Raw genomic sequence first — 21,865 nt, 5'->3', positions numbered from 1 at the left:
AATATATCTATCTTAAAGAAAACTTATAACAAAAACACCTGGTCTAGCCAGATGTAGAAAAGAGAGTGAAACATTTGATGATGTAAAGGTTGAGTTGCACCTGTCTAGAATAATAATAGTTTCCTCCATTTACATAGAGTTCAGCACCGTGAAAAATGGAAATGGGGTGCATATAACTATAAGTCTTTCCTGTGGTATTGCCAAGCAAGGGAGCAACAGTCTCACGAGAGTACTGTTTGGCCAGAGCCAAGGTATTTTCCTTGCCATTTTGGGCGATAAAATCGATATAGGAAGGTCCAAAATTATAGGCTTGAACAGCTGTCCAGACATCAACACCCTTCTTCTGAGCCAGATACAGATTGTCTGTCAGAGTTTGAACGCCTTGCCGAATGCTAGAAGCATTATCATTGATGGTGTTAGTGGAACCACTTGCAGACTCACTAGACTGCATAACATCGCCTTCTTTTCCTTTTGTTTCAGTATAAATCATAGCGAGCACAAGCTCTTCGTTTGCTGGAGTGTCTTTTTCACTTAAGATTTCTCGCACCATGGGTTGATAGGTCATGACTTGCTTGACATCTTGGTGAACACGGTAAACTTTGTAGCCAGCAAAAAGGAAGACTGCTAGTACAAGCACTCTTCGAATTCGTTTAAACATTATTTACTTTGGATATCCTCGATATTTTTGATTAAGATAGAGTAAGTTCCATTGTCATTTTGAATAAACTCAACAGACTCAGCATCTTGATAGACGTTATTGGGAACGATGAGCTCAATTCCATTTGACAAGGAGAGTTTTTGGTTTTCAAATTTCTTTAATTGGCGACTGGCATCAATTTCATCAAACTGGACTGGCTCTGGTACGGCTTCTTTGACTTGGTCAATAAAGCTCAAACGAGCTGTCAGGTTGTTATCAAAAAGGTCGTTAGCCAATTTTTCAGGTGACAATTCATTGCTTTCTTCTAGGTTGTTGAAAATTGCTGATTTAACCTTGGATTGAAATTGAAAGTCATCTGTGTTAAAAGATTCAGCAATTCTCTGGGCTGTTTTTTCCAGTTCCTTGATGGATTTCTTGGGTGAAATCTTAGGAGCGACGGCAAGAAGATTTTCTGAAAAATAGTTCAAAAAAGCCCCGTTGTACTTGATTCGTTTTTCAATCAGATGGTACTTGCGACTTTGAAGATTAACCACCAAGGCCTCATCAGCCCCTGTTCCAAATCCAGGCAGGTTATTCTGAGTCAGCTTGATTGGATTCTCAACTTCTCCTCCGAGGTGGGTCAAGGTCTCACGCAGTGCAATTCTCAAGAAAGCAAAATGTTCTACACCTTCTTTAGAAAATTGCACAAAAATCAAGTCATTGGTCTTGAGATTTTCTGAAATGTTGAACTCCTCTTTCCAGAGATTAGCCAGTGTTACTGATGTCTCCAACAAATCGTCTGTGATGTGATTGAAGAAGGGATTTTCTTCTTCGAAAATCCCAGTCTTGGCTTCATCTGAATACACACGTTCAATTTTTCTACGCAGGTATTCTTCGATTTTTGGAGTAATATTGAGAAGCTTATCCGCTAGGAACAGCTCGGTATCATCCGGACTGAACTGGTGAATAATGGCTTTCTTAATATAAATGTCCATAAAAGTTTTAGTCCTCGTATAATGGGAAGGCATCTGTCAATTCTTTGACTGCACTTCTCACTTCCTCTAAGACAGCTTCATTTTCTGCATTCTTAAGGGTTTTAATGATGAGTTCAGCTACTTTGCGACTCTCTTCTTCACCAAATCCACGCGCAGTAATGGCTGCAGATCCGATACGAATACCACTTGTCTTAAATGGTGACAAGGTTTCGTATGGAATTGAGTTTTTATTTAGAGTAATATTGACTTCATCCAGCAAGTTTTGAGCAACTTTTCCGTTTTCTACAACCTTAGTAACATCCACTAGGAAGAGGTGGTTTTCAGTCCCACCAGAAATGATACGGAAATCAGGGTCTTGCAAGAAGACATCTACCATAGCCTTGCTGTTTTTGATTACATTAGCAGCATATTCCTTGAAGGCTGGATCCAAAACTTCTTTGAAGGAAACAGCCTTAGCAGCCACAACATGCTCCAAAGGACCACCCTGAATACCTGGGAAAATAGCTGAATTGATTTTCTTAGCAAGTTCTTCGTCATTGGTCAAAATCAAACCGCCACGAGGACCACGAAGGGTTTTGTGGGTCGTTGTTGTCGTGATGTGAGCGTATGGCACTGGGCTTGGGTGAAGACCAGCTGCCACTAAACCAGCAATATGGGCCATATCTACCATGAGCTTAGCTCCAACAGCATCAGCAATTTCACGGAATTTTGAAAAGTCGATAATTTGAGAATAGGCTGAAGCACCTGCTACGATCAATTTTGGTTTTACTTCTTGGGCTTGTTTCAAGATAGCATCAAAATCCAAGAGTTCCGTTTCAGGGTCAACACTGTAAGAAACAAAGTTGTAGGTTTGACCTGAGAAGCTAACTGGAGCTCCGTGGGTCAAGTGTCCACCTGCTGCCAAATCCATCCCCATAACGGTATCACCTGGCTCAATCAAGGCCATGTAAGCCGCACAGTTGGCTTGGCTTCCTGAGTGAGGTTGGACATTAGCGAATTTAGCGCCAAAAATTTCTTTTGCGCGTTCAATGGCTAGAGTTTCTACCACGTCTACCACATCAGTCCCACCATAGTAACGGCGACCTGGGTAACCTTCGGCGTATTTATTCGTCAAGATAGACCCTTGAGCTGCCATAACAGCCTTGGAAACTACGTTTTCCGAAGCAATCAACTCAATGTTGTTTTGTTGTCGTTCTTCTTCTTTGGCAATAGCATTCCAGAGATCAGCATCGTATGCTTTAAAATCATCTTTGTCAAAAATCATAGGTCTTCTCCTTTATTGTGTGACTAGTCCATTAGTTTAATTTTCTTATTAGAAAATCAAACTAAAAGATACGAATAAACCGTTTCTGCATTTTATCACAAGTATAACCAACTTTTTCATAAAATGCATGAGCACCCAGACGATGGTCGGCAGAGTTTAAGCGGATAAACCCATAACCACGTCTTTTTGCTTCTTCTTCCAACCCTTGTAATAAGCTTTTACCAATACCTTGACCTTGTGCTTGAGGTGAGACTGCTAAGGCTAAAATATTAAATCCTGCTTTGGAATAGAGGGATTCATAAACTTCAGCGTGGACATATCCAAGCAAGGCATGACTAGCTTCATCCTCATAAGCAAGTAAGAAATGATGTGAATTCTGAGATAGTCTAGCTAGTTGACTAGCCGTGTCCTCTAGACTAAAAGAATAGCCCAAAGCCTCTTGGTTGATTTCACATATCGCTTTCACATCTGTTTCTTGCAAACCTCTTAGCATCTCATTCCTCCTCAAAAGAAATCTCTGGCAACCTAGCAAGAATATCTTCTCGCTTAATGACCCCTTGGCGTAAGATTTTCACCTTGTCTCCAGACAAGTCCACGATAGTTGAATCCTGTCCAGTTAGAAAAGCATCGTCTTCTAGACCCAAAACCTCTTGGTCAAAATCCTTCAGAATTTGTTCAAAGGTCACTCCACTTGCCTGACCTGAAATATTGGCAGACGGCCCAATCAAGGGACCTGTCTCTCGAATCAAATCAAGGGTAATGGGATGACTCGGCATCCGAAATCCAACAGTTGCAAGGTCAGAATTGACCCAATAGGGAACTCGGTCATTGGCTTCAAGGATAATGGTCAAGGGACCTGGTAAAAAGGTCTCTACAAGTTTTTGAAGATAAGTTGGCTGATTCTTTGAAAAATGCAAGATATCCTCTAAAGAGGCAATATTGAGATTGAGTGCCTTGTCTCTGGGACGACGTTTGAGTTGGTAAACATGGTTAACTGCTTCTTCGTCTAGAGCCTTGGCAAAGAGACCGTAAACTGTCTCCGTAGGTAAGACAACTGCACCACCCTTTTCTAACTCTTGTCTAATCCTGTCTATCATCAATCACGACCATCCTATCTTGACCAAATTGGTCCTTGAGTGTTCGAACTCTTTTTTCAGGAAGATGTTTCCTAAAAAGTTCAGGAACACTTTGACCTTGCTTGTAACCAATTTCAAGGTAAATCTTACCACCATCTTTGAGATAGTCTTTTGCATCTTCCGCAATTCTACGGTAAATAGCTAGGCCATCCTCGTCTGCAAAGAGAGCTAGATGAGGCTCCGAATGCAAAACATTCAAGCCGACCTCTGACTCATCTTCACGAGAGATATAGGGTGGATTGGAAACAATTATATCATATTTTTCAGAAATTTCTGTAAAACAGTCAGATTTTTTTAAAAATATTTGAAGATTTTGATTTTTAGCATTTTCGTTAGCTAAATCTAAAGCATCTTGGGAAATATCTGCTGCTGTCACTGACCAATCTGGTCTTTTTTTTGCTAGAGCGAGAGCAATAGCTCCACTACCTGTCCCGATATCTAGGACCTTAAGATTTTCTTCAGAATTTTCAGCCAGGATAAGCTTGACTAATTCCTCTGTCTCTGGACGAGGGATCAATACTCGCTCATCAACTTTTAACTGCATTCCGAAGAATTCTGCATGACCAATGATATACTGTGCCGGTTTATGAGTTGCTAACTGTTGGAAAATTCCTTTTACAAATACTTCTTCCTCTTCCGTCACTACCTGCTGAAGAGCAAAAACAAAGTCTGTAAAAGAGAGATTTTTCAGGCTACGATAGACAAAAGAGAGGCTTTCAGCTTCCTCTCCTTGTCTTATCAATTCTTCTTCAAAATCTGAAAATAATTGAGCTAATTTCATTATTTGTTTAATTCTTCTAATTTTTGTGTTTGGTCATAAAGCACCAAGGCATCCACAACTTCGTCCAATTTACCAGACAAAATGGTATCTAGTTTTTGGAGGGTTAAACCGATACGGTGGTCCGTCACACGGTTTTGTGGGAAGTTATAAGTACGAATCCGTTCTGAACGGTCCCCAGTACCGATTGTCGACTTACGCTCAGCGTCTTGTTCATCTTGTGCAATCTGAGCAAAGTGGTCAGCAACACGCGCACGGATGATTTTCATGGCCTTCTCACGATTTTTCTGCTGGGTACGTTCTTCCTGCATCTCAACCTTGATATTGGTTGGCAAGTGAACGATACGAACGGCAGTCGCAACCTTATTGACGTTCTGTCCACCAGCACCTGATGCGTGGTAGATGTCAACACGAAGGTCTTTTGGATCAATATCGTATTCAACCTCTTCAACTTCAGGCATAACAAGAACTGTCGCTGTTGAAGTATGAACACGGCCTTGGCTTTCTGTCACAGGAACACGTTGCACACGGTGAGCACCTGACTCATACTTAAGTTTAGAGTAAACAGACTGACCTGAAACCATGGCAACCACTTCTTTGAAACCGCCGACACCATTCATAGAAGCCTCCATGACTTCAAAGCGCCAGCCTTGGGCTTCCGCATATTTTTGGTACATGGTTAGGAGGTCACCAGCGAAAAGTGCTGCTTCGTCTCCACCAGCTGCACCACGGATTTCTAGGATGATGTTCTTGTCATCGTTTGGATCCTTTGGAAGGAGCAAGATTTTCAGTTTTTCTTCGTATTCTTCTTTTTCAGCCTTGGCATCTTTGAGCTCTTGCTTGGCCATTTCTTCCAAGTCAGCATCTCCACCTGATTCCTTAATCATCTCTTCAGCATCGACGATATTTTGGAGGACTTGTTTGTACTCACGGTAGGCTGTTACTGTATCACGAGTTGAAGCTTCTTCTTTTGAAAGCTCCATGAAACGCTTGGTGTCCGAAACCACATCTGGGTCACTGAGCAACTCTCCTAATTCTTCATAACGGTCTTCTACAGCTTGTAGTTGATCATAGATGTTCATTTTTATTCATTCTCCTTATTGATTTCAGGCGCAAAATAATGTTTACGGCAAACTGAGATATAGGTTTCATTACCGCCAATCTGGATCTGTTCTCCATCGTAAACAGGCAGTCCATCCTGTGTTCGCAAAACCATAGTCGCCTTTTTCTTGCAATACTGGCAGATGGTCTTTATTTCGTCAATCTTGTCTGCTAAGAGCAAGAGATACTTGGAACCTTCGAACAACTCATTTCGAAAGTCATTTTTCAAACCAAAAGCCATGACAGGTATGTCTAACTCATCAACAACACGAGCTAGGTCGTAAACATGGTGACGCTTGAGAAACTGGGCTTCATCGACCAGCACACAGTAAGGTGTTTCTGGTAAGTCACGGATAAAGCCGAAGATATCAGTTGTTTCCTCAATCGCAATGGCAGGGCGTTTCATGCCAATACGACTCGACACATAGCCAACACCATCACGAGTATCCAGAGCTGAAGTCATAATCACAACACTTTTTCCCTGCTCCTCGTAGTTATAGGCCACTTTGAGAATCTCAATCGTCTTACCTGAGTTCATGGTCCCATAACGATAATACAACTGTGCCATGTTTCTTGCTTCACGTCCATTTCTAAATTTTTGCTACATTCTAGTATATCATAATTTTCTTAAGCTTTAAACGGCAAAATGTGGTAAAATAGAAGAAATCAAAACTAGTGGAGGAAGCCATTATGCCATTTGTACGCATCGATTTATTTGAAGGACGCACGCTCGAGCAAAAGAAGGCTCTTGCTAAGGAAGTAACGGAAGCGGTTGTCCGTAACACTGGAGCCCCTCAATCTGCTGTCCATGTCATCATCAACGACATGCCAGAAGGAACTTACTTCCCACAAGGGGAAATGCGCACCAAATAAGCTAGCTTAAGCAGAATTGCTTAGGCTTTTTCAATCTCCAAGTAGCATCCATTGAAGAAATAGTCTAAATTTGTTACAATTTGAAAAGAGACTTGGAATATTCCAAGAAAAGAGCTATTAACTAAAGGAAATATTATGATTACACGTGAATTTGATACCATCGCTGCTATCTCTACTCCACTAGGTGAAGGAGCTATTGGTATTGTCCGCTTGAGCGGAACAGACAGTTTTGAAATTGCACAAAAGATTTTCAAAGGGAAAGACTTGAGTCAGGTTGCTAGCCATACCCTTAACTACGGTCACATCGTTGACCCTCAGACAGGAAAAGTCATGGACGAGGTTATGGTTGGGGCTATGAAATCTCCAAAGACCTTTACTCGTGAAGATATTATCGAGATTAACACCCACGGTGGGATTGCGGTGACCAATGAAATTCTCCAACTAGCGATCCGTGAAGGAGCTCGGTTGGCTGAGCCTGGTGAATTTACCAAACGTGCCTTTTTAAACGGTCGTGTGGACCTGACTCAGGCTGAAGCCGTTATGGACATCATCCGTGCTAAGACAGACAAGGCTATGAACATTGCAGTTAAACAATTAGACGGTTCCCTTTCTGAGCTGATTAATAATACCCGTCAAGAAATCCTCAATACACTTGCCCAAGTTGAGGTTAATATCGACTATCCTGAGTATGACGATGTTGAAGAAGCGACTACTGCTGTGGTCCGAGAAAAGACAATGGAGTTTGAGCAATTACTAACCAATCTCCTTAGAACAGCCCGTCGAGGTAAAATCCTTCGAGAAGGAATTTCCACTGCCATCATCGGACGCCCCAACGTTGGGAAATCAAGCCTTCTCAACAACCTCTTGCGTGAGGACAAGGCTATTGTCACAGATATTGCTGGTACAACACGTGATGTCATCGAAGAATACGTCAACATCAATGGTGTTCCTCTCAAATTGATTGATACAGCTGGTATCCGTGAAACGGATGACATCGTGGAACAAATCGGAGTTGAGCGTTCGAAAAAAGCCCTCAAGGAAGCTGACTTGGTTCTACTGGTGCTAAATGCCAGTGAACCACTAACCGCCCAAGACCGCCAACTCCTAGAAATCAGTCAGGAGACTAATCGCATTATTCTTCTTAACAAAACTGACCTGCCTGAAGCGATTGAAACTTCAGAACTACCTGAAGACGTCATCCGTATTTCCGTCCTTAAAAACCAAAACATCGATAAGATTGAAGAGCGCATTAACAACCTCTTCTTTGAAAATGCTGGTTTGATTGAGCAAGACGCTACTTACTTGTCTAACGCACGTCACATTTCCCTAATTGAGAAGGCCGTTGAAAGCCTACAAGCTGTTAATGAAGGTCTTGAACTAGGTATGCCAGTTGATTTACTTCAAGTGGATTTAACTCGTACTTGGGAAATCCTCGGTGAAATCACTGGAGATGCTGCTCCTGATGAACTCATAACCCAGCTCTTTAGCCAATTCTGTTTAGGAAAATAAGTAAAATCCATGATCGTTCTTGCGGTCATGGATTTTACTGTCTTTATTAGTAATCTGGTCTTAAGACACCTGTTACAGTTGCCTTAGTCGCTTCGTAGTCACCATCTACGACAACCTTGATAATGCGTTTGGCATCTTCTTCTGGTGCTGGAACAAGAGGTAGACGAGTTGGTCCAGCTTCAAATCCCATATAGTTAAGAACTGCCTTAACTGGAGCAGGACTTGGATAAGAGAAGAGGGCATTAACCTTAGGAATGAATTTACGCTGAATTGCTGCAGCTTTCTTCATATCGCTTTCTGCAATGGCCGTAAACATCTCGTGCATTTCATCCCCATTTGTATGAGATGCAACAGAAATAACCCCGTCCGCACCAAGGTTCATGGCATGAAAAGCATCACCATCCTCACCAGTATAGACTAAGAACTCTTCTGGCTTGTGCTCAATCAAGTAAGCCATATTGGCCAAGCTAGTACATTCTTTGACCCCAATGATATTTGGATGGTCAGCCAAGCGAAGCATGGTTTCTGGAGTCAACTCGACAACTACACGCCCTGGAATGTTATAGATAATAATTGGTAGGTCAGAAGCATCTGCAATAGCCTTAAAGTGCTGATACATTCCTTCTTGAGAAGGTTTGTTGTAGTAAGGCACAATAGCAAGCCCAGCAGCAAAACCACCAAATTCTGCTACTTCTTTGACAAACTCGATTGAATCACGAGTATCATTGGTACCGATACCAGCAATAAGCGGTACCCGACCATTAACAACTTTTTGTACAGCAGTAAAAATCTCCAACTCTTCATCGTGAGTCAAGGTAGGACTTTCAGCTGTCGTACCAGCAAGAAGAATTCCATCCGTATGATGGTCCAATAAATGCTCAATCAAGGCTGGAATAGCATCAAAGTTGATGGAACCATCCTCGTGGAAGGGGGTAATAAAGGCTGTGATGATTTTACACTCTTTTAAATCTTGATAAGACATGAGAAACACCTCTCTATTTCAAAGAAGGAGTTCATCTGAACTCCTAAATTATATGACTATTTTAATTCAAACTTCAATTCGGCAGTTGGACGAACCAAGCCACGTTCGTGAAGAGTTTCTGCAATCTGAACTGAGTTCCAAGCAGCACCTTTGAGAAGGTTATCTGAAACAACCCACATATGAATTCCTTTTTCAGCATCTAAGTCTTTACGGATACGACCAACAAAGGTATCACGTGAACCAACTGCATTGATGGCTTGCGGATAGATTTGATGAGCTACATCATCTTCAAGAACAGCGCCTGGGAAGGCTGCGATAGCTGCTTTCACTTCTTCGATTGGAGCCACTTCTTTTGTTTCGATGTAAACAGACTCAGAGTGAGCTGACAAGACTGGAATACGCACACACGTTGCTGAAACTGCAATGCTATCATCTTCCATGATTTTCTTAGTTTCCTTAGTCATCTTCATCTCTTCGTAAGTGTAATCATTGTCCGTGAAAACATCGATTTGTGGAAGAGCGTTAAAAGCAATAGGATAATGTTTCTTGTCACCGCCTGAAGGCAAAATTTCCGCATGCAAATCACGTGGTTTCACTCCATCATTCAATACTTCACGAAGTTCACGTTGTGTCTCAAGAATTGCTCCCATACCAGCACCAGAGACTGCTTGGTAAGTTGAAACGATGATACGATCCAAGCCCCATTTTTGACGAACAGGCTCAAGCGCAACCATCATTTGGATTGTTGAACAGTTAGGGCAAGCAATAATCCCGTTGTGGGCATCAAGTGCGTGAGCATTTACTTCTGGAACAACCAATGGTACATCTGGATTTTGACGGAAATAAGATGTGTTATCAACTACCACCGCTCCAGCTTTCACTGCGTATGGTGCATACTTAGCTGATGTAGAACCACCTGCTGAAAAGAGAGCAATGTCAACTCCTTCAAAAGCTGTTTCAGTCGTTTCTTCAATCGTAATATCTTGGTCTTTAAATTTCAAAGTCTTGCCTGCTGAACGTGCAGAAGCAAGTAAACGGATTTTATCGATTGGAAGTGTTGATTCTTCCAACATTTTTATCATCTGAGCACCGACAGCACCTGTCGCGCCGACTACAGCAACTGTATATCCCATAAATAACCTCTTTCGGAATTTTCTAAAAATTTCTATAATAGATGTATTATACTACTTTTTCCATGAATTGCAAAGCTTTTTCATCATTTTTTGGAAAATAAAAATCCCCGGTCGCTAGACCAGGGACTAAGAGGCATCTTCATGTGATGAGCAGGTTCACACAACTCATCAAGGTCCGCTCCTGCGTTATGACCTCCTTATGCTCAATAGTAGCCCGAAGACTACCTATCGACTCATCGCATATTCTATATTACTAGAGATACTTGATTTTGTCAATAAGAAATTTTTTCGATCGAGTATAACAAAAAACTCTTGCATTCAAGAGTTTCCCTATACATATCATGCTAATTGCCGGGATTGAACCGGCGACCTCATCCTTACCATGGATGCGCTCTGCCAACTGAGCTAAATCAGCTTACTTAAGAAGTATACTATAATCAGAAAAACTTGTCAAGTTTCCTTAGAAATTTTCTATAAGAAAAAGCCAGGTAAAGGCTACCCAGCTTGTCTTCTTCTATTTGCTTAAATCAATTCGACGACCAATTTTTCCAATGATAATCGCTCCAATAATCAATGAAGCAAATTCACCAACTCCTGTTGTAAACCAAGTAAGGAAAAATGGTAATTGCGCTACGATATTCAACTCTGCAGCGATGGTAAACATGGAAATTGAAAAGAGGATTGAAAAGAAGAAATGATCTTTTCGAATTAATCCATTAAAGAGGTAATCTTTGCTGTATTTTGCAAAAAGCCAAACACCTAGACTGAGGAATACTAGGGTTGATCCACCACCAACAAAGACATCTAGCAGTCCGAAGCTAAAGAAATTAGCAATCATACAACCGATGGTAACTCCGATGATGTACTTAGGATTGTAAAAAGCCATAAAATTCATCATTTCTGAAATACGAAACTGATAAGCGCCATAGCTAATGGCATTGAGAGGCGGTGTGACAGTCAAAACGACGTAGATAGCAGCAACGATTGCAATATCTGCTACGTCACGAATAGTTAATTTTTTCATCTTTTCTCCTTTGGCGGTTGTACGCGTGTAATATGCTTGGTGAAAGAAGCTAAGCACCAAGGGTTGATTTATTCAGCCTTACTAGTATAGCACAATAGTCCTCTTTATGCTATACTAAGAACATGAAAAATCATATTCAAAGTTTCTTTAAGAACGAGCTCTTGTCCTATCTCTTTTTTGGTATAGCGACTACTCTTATTTCTGTTCTATCCCGATTAGTCATTTATCAACTAACTCATAAAGAACTCCTTGCTACTGCCCTAGCAAATATTATTGGTATCCTCTTTGCCTTTATCACAAATGATACGATTGTATTTAAGCAGGCTAGGCAGAATTGGCCAAGACGTTTAGTGAAATTTACTCTTGCCCGCCTTTCTACTTTTCTTTTAGACTTATTTTTAACTTTTCTCTTTGTAACCCAGTTTCCTAATATTATTGGACAATTTGTAAATAATAATATAGACAAGGTTAATACTATCGAAACAGCTATTTCACAATTCTTGATAATTATTCTTAATTACATTTTTAGTAAGGTTTTTATTTTTAAAAAATAGAAAATTTTTGAGCATATATCTTGCATGCTCTTCTTAATTAATATATAATCAAGAGTAAAAATTTTTTGAAAGGGAAAATGAAAATGTTAAAAGATCTTAAAGCATTTTTGCTTCGTGGTAATGTTGTTGACCTTGCTGTCGGTGTGATCATTGCCTCTGCTTTTGGTGCTATCGTTACTTCATTTGTTAATGATATCATCACTCCACTCCTATTGAACCCAGCCTTGGAAGCTGCGAAAGTACAGAACATCGCTGAGCTTGCATGGAATGGTGTTACATATGGTAAATTCTTGAGTGCTATTATCAACTTCCTTGTTGTGGGTACTGTTCTCTTCTTCGTTATTAAAGCTATGGAAAAAGCTCAAAGCCTTACTAAAAAAGAAGAACCTGCTGAGGAAGCTCCAGCTGCTCCAACTGAATTGGAAGTACTTCAAGAAATCAAAGCGCTTCTTGAGAAAAAATAATCGATTAAAAGGATCTAGCACAAAGCTAAATCCTTTTTCTTTACTCTTTCGGCAACTTACCTGCTTTCTCTAGCATTTTCTTGATCAAATAAGGCATCTTAACATTTTCACGACCTTTTTTCTCAATCAGTTTTTTCACAAATTCTGGCATTTGTAAATCTTGAGATTCAGCCAAAATGTTTTTCGTCTCATCTGAAGGTACTAATTCATCAAAAGTTTCTTCTTCTGGGAGAAATTCCTTAAACTCTTGATTTTCATTGGCTCTAACTGTATTGACCAAAGCATCAATCAAGCGAGAATCTGTATTTGGCATTGGTGGACGATGGTAGTTCACACCCAATTCTTGACACAAGTCATAACATTCTACATCGTTGTCAAATAAAACTTCAATGTGCTCACTGATAAAACTAATAGGTATAAAAATATAATGCTCTGGATGTTCTGACTGTTCTCTTAGATACTCCAAAACATCTGGCTTAATCCATGGAATACCGATATCACTTTCACTCTGCCAAGTGTTGGTATATTGTTCTGAACTCAAGCCTAGTTTTTCAGCAACTAGCTTGCTATTTTCAAAAATTTGGTCTATATAAGGATCACCAAAGTCCAAGGCAAAAATAGGCACACTATGGGCTGAAAAGATGACTTTAAAGCTGTCTTGCTTTACTTCTGCTTTTAAAATCTTACCAATTTCATCCGCCCAATAGTTTAAGAGCGCTTCTTCCTGATACCAGTCCTTAATGACCAAAAATTGAATTTGTTTGCTTTCTAAAAATTTTTCATAGCCCATGACAGAGTAAAAAGAATAATGGGGCTCCAAAATCAGGCAAATACACTGCTCAATTCCGTCTGCTTCCATCTGACCAATCACATCTGGAATAAAGGGTCTGGAAAATTTATTGGCAAAATAGACACTATACTCATTCCCCAGTCTAGCTTCTACCAAGGCAACTTCTTCACGAGTAATTCTTTGCAGAGGCGTACCTCCAATAAGTACATAATTATCATAGAGTGTTTGAATCTCGTGGTCTTGGGGTCTCACTCCACGACGAATATTTGTGAAAAAATCAGCTACACCTTCAAAGGTAATCTCTTCTGGCGAACCAAAGGTCATCATTAAAATTGCTTTTTTCATAACTGCTTCCTTGTGATGTTTTTATCAAGTTTATTTTATCATTAATTCATCAATAAGTAAACGCTAACATAGGGACATTCTCAATCTTCTGTCTTTTGTTTTTCTCTTCTTTCTATGATACAATGGAAAAAATGAATTCAAAAGGAGTTTTTTATGACTTATCCAAATCTCTTGGACCGCTTTTTAACCTACGTTAAGGTCAACACGCGCTCTGATGAACACTCTACTACTACTCCAAGTACGCAGAGTCAGGTTGATTTCGCAACCAATATCCTGATCCCAGAAATGAAACGTGTTGGTCTGCAAAATGTTTATTATCTACCAAATGGTTTTGCTATTGGAACCTTGCCAGCCAATGATCCATCTTTAACACGTAAAATTGGCTTCATCTCCCACATGGATACTGCTGATTTTAATGCCGAAGGAGTCAATCCTCAGGTAATTGAAAACTACGATGGTGGTGTGATTGAACTAGGGAATTCTGGTTTTAAATTAGATCCAGCAGACTTCAAAAGTCTTGAAAAATATCCAGGACAAACACTCATCACAACCGACGGAACAACCTTGCTAGGTGCTGATGACAAATCAGGGATTGCTGAAATTATGACTGCTATTGAATATCTAAATGCTCATCCTGAAATCAAACACTGTGAGATTCGTGTTGGTTTTGGTCCAGATGAAGAAATCGGTGTTGGTGCTAATAAATTTGATGCAGAAGATTTTGATGTTGATTTTGCCTACACAGTTGATGGTGGACCACTAGGTGAACTTCAGTACGAAACTTTCTCAGCAGCTGGTGCTGAATTGTATTTCCAAGGTCGTAATGTCCACCCTGGTACAGCAAAAGGGCAAATGGTCAACGCCCTTCAGCTAGCGATTGATTTCCATAATCAACTTCCCGAGAATGACCGACCTGAATTAACTGATGGCTACCAAGGTTTTTACCATCTAATGGATGTGACAGGTAGTGTCGAAGAGGCGCGTGCAAGCTACATCATTCGTGATTTTGAAAAAGATGCCTTTGAAGCGCGTAAAGCAGCTATGCAGTCTATCGCTGATAAGATGAATCAAGAACTTGGTAGCGACCGTGTCACCCTAAACCTGACAGACCAGTACTACAATATGAAAGAAGTCATTGAAAAAGATATGACTCCAATTACCATTGCTAAGGCCGTTATGGAAGATTTGGGTATCACGCCTATTATTGAACCAATTCGCGGCGGGACAGACGGCTCTAAAATTTCCTTTATGGGAATCCCAACTCCAAATATCTTTGCTGGTGGCGAAAACATGCATGGACGTTTTGAATATGTTAGCCTTCAGACTATGGAACGTGCAGTTGATACCATCATTGGTATCGTAGCTTATAAATAATTGATAAAAAACCGAGCATATCCAACTACGGAAATGCTCGGTTTTAGTATTTTATACTCTTCGAAAATCTCTTCAAATCATGTCAACATCGCCTTGCTGTACTCAAGTACAGCCTGCGGCTAGTTTCCTAGTTTGCTCTTTGATTTTCATTAAGTATTAGAAGTGACTTCTTTCCCTGACCCTTTAGTCATCTCTCAATTTTCTCGTCTACTTGATTATATTCCACTTAATACAAGGAAAACAATCTAAAACTAATTGTTACAACCTTCTTGCATCCAATTCGAATACACTATTTAGGGACATTTTACATTAATTAATCTTTTTTTCTTTTGACTATTCCAATCATTCCTAAGAACATGCCTATAATTCCTACAGATGCAAAAGCAGAACCATCTTCACTTCCTGTTTTAGGTAGAACTTCTTGACGATTTGCAGGTGCCTGATAAGTTTTATCTTCTAACATAGGCGGAACTACATATGATTTCTCATCATTTTTATCTACGATTTCATTCATAGTTGTTTCAGAGTCAGTTACATCACTAGTAAATCCTGATTCTTGATGACTTGTAGCTTCTCCACTAGGAACTCCTTCAGAACCAGTCATACCACCAGTAAACTCTGGTAAATTGTGAATAGCTGCTTCAGAATCAGTCACACCACCAGTAAACTCTGGTAAATTATGAATAGCTGCTTCAGAATCAGTCACACCACCAGTAAACTCTGGTAAATTGTGAATAGCTGCTTCAGAATCAGTCACACCACCAGTAAACTCTGGTAAATTGTGAATAGCTGCTTCAGAATCAGACACACCACCAGTAAACTCTGGTAAATTGTGAATAGCTGCTTCAGAATCAGTCACACCACCAGTAAACTCTGGAACCTCATGAACATATGATGCGATTTTACCTGATTCTTCTTTCTTAGTTCCGACCAATACAATTTCGTCTTGCGCCACTTCAACAACTTCACGAAGTTTTATAGTACGGCTTCCATCTGGTGCTACTTCAGTCAAGATACGTTCCTTGCCTGCACGACCTACCTGAGTCACTCGAGTTTCACCTTTTGGAAGACTTGAATCTTCTTGTTTAACTTTCTTGAAGTTAATTACTTTTTCTACTACTTCAAGACTTGGTTGAGGTTGAACTAGTTCCTTATCTCCATCCGTTGGAACTATGGAATGTTTCACTTCCTCTTTCGGAGTAGCCTGAAGTTGATTAATAGAAGTTAGAGCTGCTTGCAAGGCTTTATCTACTGCATCTTGTGTCTTGGCTTCTTGGATAGCTGCAAGAGCTTGTTCTGACAACTCAACTAGTTTCTTCTTGGCTTCTTTATCGCTACCTAGTTCCTTGCTCTTGTTTTGAATAGCCTCTGACAAGCTTGCCATGGCCTTGTCGTAGTTAGGCTCTTCTGGCTGGGCTGGTTTCACTTCCTCTTTCGGAGTAGCCTGAAGTTGATTAATAGAAGTTAGAGCTGCTTGCAAGGCTTTATCTACTGCATCTTGTGTCTTGGCCTCTTGGATAGCTGTAAGAGCTTGTTCTGACAACTCAACTAGTTTCTTCTTGGCTTCTTTATCGCTACCTAGTTCCTTGCTCTTGTTTTGAATAGCCTCTGACAAGCTTGCCATGGCCTTGTCGTAGTTAGGCTCTTCTGGCTGGGCTGGTTTCACTTCCTCTTTCGGAGTAGCCTGAAGTTGATTAATAGAAGTTAGAGCTGCTTGCAAGGCTTTATCTACTGCATCTTGTGTCTTGGCTTCTTGGATAGCTGTAAGAGCTTGTTCTGACAACTCAACTAGTTTCTTCTTGGATTCTTTATCGCTGCCTAGTTCCTTACTCTTGTTTTGGATAGCCTCTGTCAAGCTTGCCATGGCCTTGTCGTAGTTAGGCTCTTCTGGCTGGGCTGGTTTCACTTCCTCTTTCGGAGTCGCTTGAAGTTGGTTGATAGAAGTTAGAGCTGCTTGCAAGGCTTTATCTACTGCATCTTGTGTCTTGGCTTCTTGGATAGCTGCAAGAGCTTGTTCGGACAACTCAACTAGTTTCTTCTTGGCTTCTTTATCGCTACCTAATTCCTTGCTCTTGTTTTGAATAGCCTCTGCCAAACTTGCCATGGCCTTGTCGTAGTTAGGCTCTTCTGGTTGCTCTGATGTCGGAGTATCTTCTTTTCCATAGTTTTCTTCTTTATCAAGAATAGCTTGCAGGGCCGTGGCTATTTTCAGAATTTCTTGAGCATTAGCAGGACTTGCTGAAAGTTGTTCAGATAATTTATCTAAGTTTGATTTAAAAGCTTCACGAGCCTCTGGAGTGTTCTTTAAGCTTGTCTGATCAAATTGAGCTAACTCATCCTTCCAGTTCTTCATAGCTTGAACTAATTCTTCTTTGGTATAAAGAGCGCTATCTTCTCCACGAGTGATGAACTTATCAACTTGAATACCAATATTTCTAGAGGTATCATTTCGTTTTGGATCCAATTGCAAGGTTACAGCATGCCAACCTTCTTCGAGTCCAGCCAAACGAACAAGAGTCTGATCACCTTGACGTGTAGTTGCGGTTCCACTGAAGTACTTCTTACCATTGACATCAGTAGCATTTCCTTGACCATCTTGATACTCAAGTTCTTTACCATCTAGAGTAACCTTGTAGATACCATGTCCAGGATCAACAAAACCTTTAATTTCAAGACCTGTTCCATAGAAATAGGCTGTTACGCTAGCATTTTTCTTTTGCTCTTCAGTCAAACGACCAAAGGATGCCCAAGACTCAGTATTTTGGTATTTACCTGCCGAATTGGTTTCATGATGCCAACCTGGGCTATAATCAAGTTGACTGGCCTGGTCATCATGACTGACTTGGTCTTTTTGAAGTAAGTCAGCCTTCATTACTCGAACAGTTGCTTCTGAAGCAAATCCAAGCAAGGCATTATCTGATGCGCTTGTCATTTTCACTTTAAAGTCAAAGATTGAATCAGCTTGCTCAGTAAAGTCAATTGTCGGAATTGTCAAAGTCTTTTCTGTTTCACCTTCTTGGAAGGTCAAATCAGCTGTTGTATCCTTATAAACCTTACCGTGAACCCCTGTTCCTGGTTCAGTCACGACATGGACTGTTGCAGCTCCTTTGCTACCACCAACACGTTTAATGGTTACAGTAACTGGTTGGCCTTTTTGAACTTCATAGGTAGTTTCTTTCAACTCAAACATACCTTTACCAGCATTATTTAGCGTGTAGATACCTTCAGTTGCAATAGCTTTGCCAGTTTTGTTAACGAGTTTGATGGTATGTTCACCTGGAGCCAAGTCATCTGTTTCATAAACCATCTGGCTACGTTTACGAGCTGCATTATTAGTTTGTACGTCTGCAACCTTTTGACCATCCACGTAAACTGACATTTCACCGTGGTTTGGATCCACTGTAGATACGACATAAGCCTTAGTTCCATTGAAGCGGTAGGTTACGCTAGCATCCTTTTTATTGGTCCACATGGATGTACCACGGATACCTTCAGATTCGTCATACCAGGTTGTATTCGCTTTATCAGCTGTTGTATTTGAATGGTAATCCAAGCCTAGAGGATAGCCATCTGTTTTTTCGATACTACTTGGTGTCTTATAAACAGAGAAGTTTGTCAAAATAGGAGTTGCTTGTGAATTCGTGATAGTCACACGAATCTTTTGCGCTTCTACTGGTTGACCTTGGATAAGGCGACGATAACCAACAGTTGATCCTTCACCGTATGGTACCCAACGGCCATTGAGTTCAACTTCAACCTTGAATCCAGAGATACGCTGACCTTTAGCGATATCTTCTTTGAGTTCGACTACGTCAAAGCGTCTCTTTTGACCAAGATCGACTGTAAATTCACCTGTCTTCGCATCATTTGACAATGCCCAGCTAGTATCATCCTTACCATCTGTTAGGTGGCTTGCTTGATACAAGTGATTCTTACGAGTAGAGCTTGCAGTTACAGTTGCTCCCTTGGCGAAGTCAGTCGCATACATTTGATCCAAAGTTGCTCGGAATTCTTTCAAGCGAGCCACGTCTGCATCTGCGAATTTACCTTCTTTATTTGGTGGAATATTGAGGAGAAGTGGCGTTCCACGACCAACAGACTTGAAGTAGATATCCATCAAATCTTTGATTGATTTTGGTTGTTGATTGTCATGGTAGAACCAACCTGAACGGATAGAAACGTCTGCTTCACCAACTGAGTACATATCCCCTTCTGGATCCCCATGGTTGAGATAGTCATTCTTCACATCATCAGTGATTTTAGCTTTCTTAACCTTATGCCAAACTGGATCTCCAGCGATACCACGTTCATTACCGATCCAACGGACACTTGTTGGTTGAGCAGAGAAGATAGCGATATCTCCTTCAGCTTCTTTGATGTACTTGAACCATTCGTCAAAGGTGTAGGTTACTTTTTGTGCTCCACTACCACGCGCACCGTCCATCCATACTTCGATAAATTTACCATTGTTTCCGTATTTAGGATTGCCAAGGATTTCTTTCAGTTGGTTGAGATAGTATTCGTTGTATTCTTTTTCAGTTGAAACATGATATTTAGGGTTATTGGCATCCCATGGTGATAGGTAAACACCCATATTCATATTATATTTAGTCGCTGATTTAGAGATTTCTTCGAGAAGATCTCCCTTACCATTTTTCCATGGACTAGCAGCTACCGTGTGGTCTGTGTATTTAGATGGATAAATCACAAATCCGTCGTGGTGTTTTACAACCATGATTGTTCGCTTAAATCCTGCATCCTTCAAGGTCTTAATCCACTGATCTGTATCAAGGTTAGTTGGGTTAAAGTTTTGAGGATTTTCTCTACCGTTCCCCCATTCAGAGTTAGTGTAGGTATTCATTCCATAGTGGATGAAGGCGGCCAATTCTTCCTTATGGTAGTCCAATTGAGCCTTACTTGGCAGTGGTCCATAGTTTCCAATTTCTGTTTCTTCGTCTTTTGGATCCACTACTGGAGTCGCAGGAGTTGCTGGTTTTGGATCTTCTATTTTTTCGTATTCAAAAATAACTTGGTTCACTCCTTTATGTTGGATTGTTGCTTCTTGGCTTGCATTGACTGCACGGTAGCCTGTAATTTCTTTGGCTTGGAATCTATGAACAAAGGAAACTTCGTATTCTTTACCATCGTTATTGTCAACAGTTGCAGGCGCTAATTCTTGGTCTGTACCTTTCAAGCGGTAACGAAGATCGAAGGAACCTTTATTGACTTTATAAACAACCTTAATGACACGAGTTCCTGCAGGAGCCTTGCTCACAACACTATAATCCTCTCCCCAAGTATCTTTCAGTTGCTTGTTGACAGCTTTTCCGTCAATCGATACAATCTCATATTTTTCTTTATTTTTCTTGTAGAAGTCAGTTTTCTCAATTTCTGTTTTATAGTTATAGTCAAACTGAGTTCCAACTTCCGTATTTTCAACAAAAGTATCGTTTTCTTTGACTGGATTATCTTTTTGGTCTAGGTGCTCAACGACAACTCGTCCATAGTCAACACCTTCAAGAAGCGTCGCAATACCATTTTGATCGAAAGAGTATTTATTTTTGCCAATAACAGCTGTCTTATTTCTAATCATTTCTCCTTCTGGAGTAAAGTAGTAACGATTACCATTATCTCCTTGGTACCAGCCTTTGACTCCATATTTATCAATGATTTCTTTGACCCATGCTAGTTGTTCAGGCGATAGGACAAGTCCTCCTCCAAAGCGATCTTTTTCAGCGATATTCATATTATCAACAGTTCCATGTTGGTGAATTCCAATAACTTTACCATCACCATTAATAATTCCACCACCAGAAAGACCAGAAACAGAAGTCAGGCGATAAGTGATGCCAACTGCTCCTTTATCATCAAGCTTTTCAGTACCCTTAACAACACCATCAGCCTTATACAACTGACCAGGGATGATTGGTTCCTTCAATTCTGGAGAAGTGGAATCTGTCGGATATCCTATGGTACTAACTGGTTCACCAGCTTTATAGTTACGATGTTCTGCAAGAGGAGTAAAGGTAGCTTCCTTATTTGGACTTGCAATCGAAAGTGGAACTGGTGCTACTACTAAAGCTAGATCATTCTTAATTCCTTCACCAAACTTTTCTTTATTCCAAAAATGAATATCCTTTTCCTTGAACAAAACCGTATTTCCTGAAGTTGGCAAAGAATTGTTCTTAGCAGTATTTGAACCTACATTGTAATAAAACTTAGTAGTATCACCGCCACGAATAGAACCTGCATTGGTATCCGCATCCTTGACTAAGAAATTATGAGCTACTGTCAACATAATATTTGGAGCTACAAAGATTCCAGATCCAGAATTGAGATAACGTTGGCTACCTCCACCTGCTAAAGGTGAACTGAAAATTGTATAAACCATAGCAGCTGAGGTAGCTGGCTGGCCTTCATAATTGATACGTTTAAGGTCTTGCCCACCATTGATAATGGCTCTATTTTCTTTTTCGCCTTCAGTTGGAGCTACTTCCGTAGGTTTCAATATACTCTTAGTCTCTACTTGTGGACTTTCTCTTTCTGAAACAATAGCTGAAGTATCTACTTGTTTCACTGAGGTATCAGGATAAGCACGATCAGAGATTTCTTCAGGGAGTACATCACCAGCCACTTCAGTAGTTTTGGCTTCCTTAGCCACTTTCTCGATGTCAGGTTCTGTTTTTTCAGTTACTTCTTCTTTTATCGCTTCTACTTTTTCATGATCTACATCTGCTGTATCTTTTGCTTGACCGTCCACTTCAAGTTTCGGTTCTGTCACAAGTTCACTAGCCTCAACATTCCCAGATGCAAAAAAAGCAAGACCGACTGCTACAGAAGCAACACCAACAGTCAGTTTACGAATACTAAAGATTCTACCTTTTTCTAAAAAATATTGTTTCATCA

General features: G+C 40.4%; 18 protein-coding genes, 1 tRNA gene and 1 other annotated feature. Of the genes, 5 read left to right on the top strand and 14 right to left on the bottom strand.

The features are described 5' to 3' along the window. Window positions 1-43: 43 nt before the first annotated feature. The 8 genes from AXK38_04905 to AXK38_04870 all read right to left on the bottom strand — a co-directional run bounded on the left by AXK38_04905 (window position 44) and on the right by AXK38_04870 (window position 6,479). Window positions 44-658: a hypothetical protein gene (locus tag AXK38_04905; protein AMH88621.1), complete on the bottom strand. Its 615-nt coding sequence runs from the start codon at window positions 656-658 to the stop codon at window positions 44-46. Next, a complete protein-coding gene (locus tag AXK38_04900) occupies window positions 658-1,632 on the bottom strand; it encodes a nucleoid-associated bacterial family protein (protein AMH89636.1) in 975 nt (324 codons plus the stop codon). The genes AXK38_04905 and AXK38_04900 overlap by 1 nt, the downstream gene beginning before the upstream one ends. Window positions 1,633-1,639: 7 nt before the next feature. Then, window positions 1,640-2,896, bottom strand: a complete 1,257-nt coding sequence (gene glyA, locus AXK38_04895) for a serine hydroxymethyltransferase (GenBank protein ID AMH88620.1) — start codon at window positions 2,894-2,896, stop codon at window positions 1,640-1,642. A 61-nt stretch (window positions 2,897-2,957) separates the two neighbouring features. Next, on the bottom strand, window positions 2,958-3,389 hold the full coding sequence (locus AXK38_04890; protein ID AMH88619.1) for a GNAT family acetyltransferase: 432 nt from the start codon (window positions 3,387-3,389) through the stop codon (window positions 2,958-2,960). A gap of 1 nt (window position 3,390) precedes the next feature. Continuing rightward, the gene (locus tag AXK38_04885; protein AMH88618.1) at window positions 3,391-3,993 is read right to left on the bottom strand and encodes a tRNA threonylcarbamoyl adenosine modification protein; all 603 of its coding nucleotides are present in this window, start codon (window positions 3,991-3,993) and stop codon (window positions 3,391-3,393) included. After that, window positions 3,977-4,813 carry a protein-(glutamine-N5) methyltransferase, release factor-specific gene (locus AXK38_04880; GenBank protein AMH88617.1) on the bottom strand — a complete coding sequence of 279 codons (837 nt, stop codon included), beginning with the start codon at window positions 4,811-4,813 and terminating at the stop codon, window positions 3,977-3,979. The genes AXK38_04885 and AXK38_04880 overlap by 17 nt, the downstream gene beginning before the upstream one ends. Then, a complete protein-coding gene (locus tag AXK38_04875; GenBank protein AMH88616.1) occupies window positions 4,813-5,892 on the bottom strand; it encodes a peptide chain release factor 1 in 1,080 nt (359 codons plus the stop codon). The genes AXK38_04880 and AXK38_04875 overlap by 1 nt, the downstream gene beginning before the upstream one ends. 2 nt (window positions 5,893-5,894) lie before the next feature. Beyond that, window positions 5,895-6,479 carry a thymidine kinase gene (locus AXK38_04870; protein AMH88615.1) on the bottom strand — a complete coding sequence of 195 codons (585 nt, stop codon included), beginning with the start codon at window positions 6,477-6,479 and terminating at the stop codon, window positions 5,895-5,897. Window positions 6,480-6,601: 122 nt separating this feature from the next. On the opposite strand from AXK38_04870, the gene AXK38_04865 reads away from it, so the two are divergent. After that, a complete protein-coding gene (locus AXK38_04865) occupies window positions 6,602-6,784 on the top strand; it encodes a 4-oxalocrotonate tautomerase (protein ID AMH88614.1) in 183 nt (60 codons plus the stop codon). Between the two features lie 135 nt (window positions 6,785-6,919). Then, window positions 6,920-8,293, top strand: a complete 1,374-nt coding sequence (locus AXK38_04860) for a tRNA modification GTPase MnmE (protein AMH88613.1) — start codon at window positions 6,920-6,922, stop codon at window positions 8,291-8,293. Window positions 8,294-8,339: 46 nt separating this feature from the next. Here the strand turns inward: AXK38_04860 and AXK38_04855 are convergent, their stop codons facing one another. From AXK38_04855 to AXK38_04840, 4 genes are all read right to left on the bottom strand, one after another. Beyond that, window positions 8,340-9,275: a 4-hydroxy-tetrahydrodipicolinate synthase gene (locus AXK38_04855; GenBank protein ID AMH88612.1), complete on the bottom strand. Its 936-nt coding sequence runs from the start codon at window positions 9,273-9,275 to the stop codon at window positions 8,340-8,342. A gap of 56 nt (window positions 9,276-9,331) precedes the next feature. Next, on the bottom strand, window positions 9,332-10,408 hold the full coding sequence (locus tag AXK38_04850) for an aspartate-semialdehyde dehydrogenase (GenBank protein ID AMH88611.1): 1,077 nt from the start codon (window positions 10,406-10,408) through the stop codon (window positions 9,332-9,334). A gap of 342 nt (window positions 10,409-10,750) precedes the next feature. Next, window positions 10,751-10,823, bottom strand: a tRNA-Thr gene (locus AXK38_04845). Window positions 10,824-10,922: 99 nt separating this feature from the next. Further along, window positions 10,923-11,432, bottom strand: a complete 510-nt coding sequence (locus AXK38_04840) for a queuosine transporter QueT (GenBank protein AMH88610.1) — start codon at window positions 11,430-11,432, stop codon at window positions 10,923-10,925. Then, window positions 11,430-11,526, bottom strand: a binding site (PreQ1 riboswitch class II). Its footprint overlaps the gene before it by 3 nt. A 28-nt stretch (window positions 11,527-11,554) precedes the next feature. Here AXK38_04840 and AXK38_04835 point away from each other — a divergent pair. Both AXK38_04835 and AXK38_04830 read left to right on the top strand, forming a co-directional pair. Then, window positions 11,555-11,986, top strand: coding sequence for a sugar translocase (locus AXK38_04835; GenBank protein ID AMH88609.1), 432 nt, complete (start codon window positions 11,555-11,557; stop codon window positions 11,984-11,986). An 83-nt stretch (window positions 11,987-12,069) separates the two neighbouring features. Next, on the top strand, window positions 12,070-12,450 hold the full coding sequence (locus AXK38_04830) for a mechanosensitive ion channel protein MscL (protein ID AMH88608.1): 381 nt from the start codon (window positions 12,070-12,072) through the stop codon (window positions 12,448-12,450). Window positions 12,451-12,490: 40 nt separating this feature from the next. Here AXK38_04830 and AXK38_04825 read toward each other — a convergent pair whose 3' ends face one another. Then, window positions 12,491-13,585: a ferrochelatase gene (locus AXK38_04825; protein AMH88607.1), complete on the bottom strand. Its 1,095-nt coding sequence runs from the start codon at window positions 13,583-13,585 to the stop codon at window positions 12,491-12,493. Window positions 13,586-13,738: 153 nt separating this feature from the next. Between AXK38_04825 and AXK38_04820 the strand changes: the two genes are divergently transcribed. After that, window positions 13,739-14,959 (top strand): peptidase T, encoded by a 1,221-nt coding sequence (locus AXK38_04820; protein AMH88606.1) that lies wholly within the window; start codon window positions 13,739-13,741, stop codon window positions 14,957-14,959. A 313-nt stretch (window positions 14,960-15,272) separates the two neighbouring features. On the opposite strand, the gene AXK38_04815 is transcribed toward AXK38_04820, so the two are convergent. After that, entirely contained in the window at window positions 15,273-21,863 is a 6,591-nt protein-coding gene (locus AXK38_04815; protein ID AMH88605.1) for an alpha-L-fucosidase, read from the bottom strand. Window positions 21,864-21,865 lie beyond the last annotated feature (2 nt).

This window comes from Streptococcus mitis (assembly GCA_001560895.1).
Taxonomy (GTDB): Bacteria; Bacillota; Bacilli; order Lactobacillales; family Streptococcaceae; genus Streptococcus; species Streptococcus mitis_Q.
This window is presented reverse-complemented; position numbering and strand designations above follow the sequence as displayed.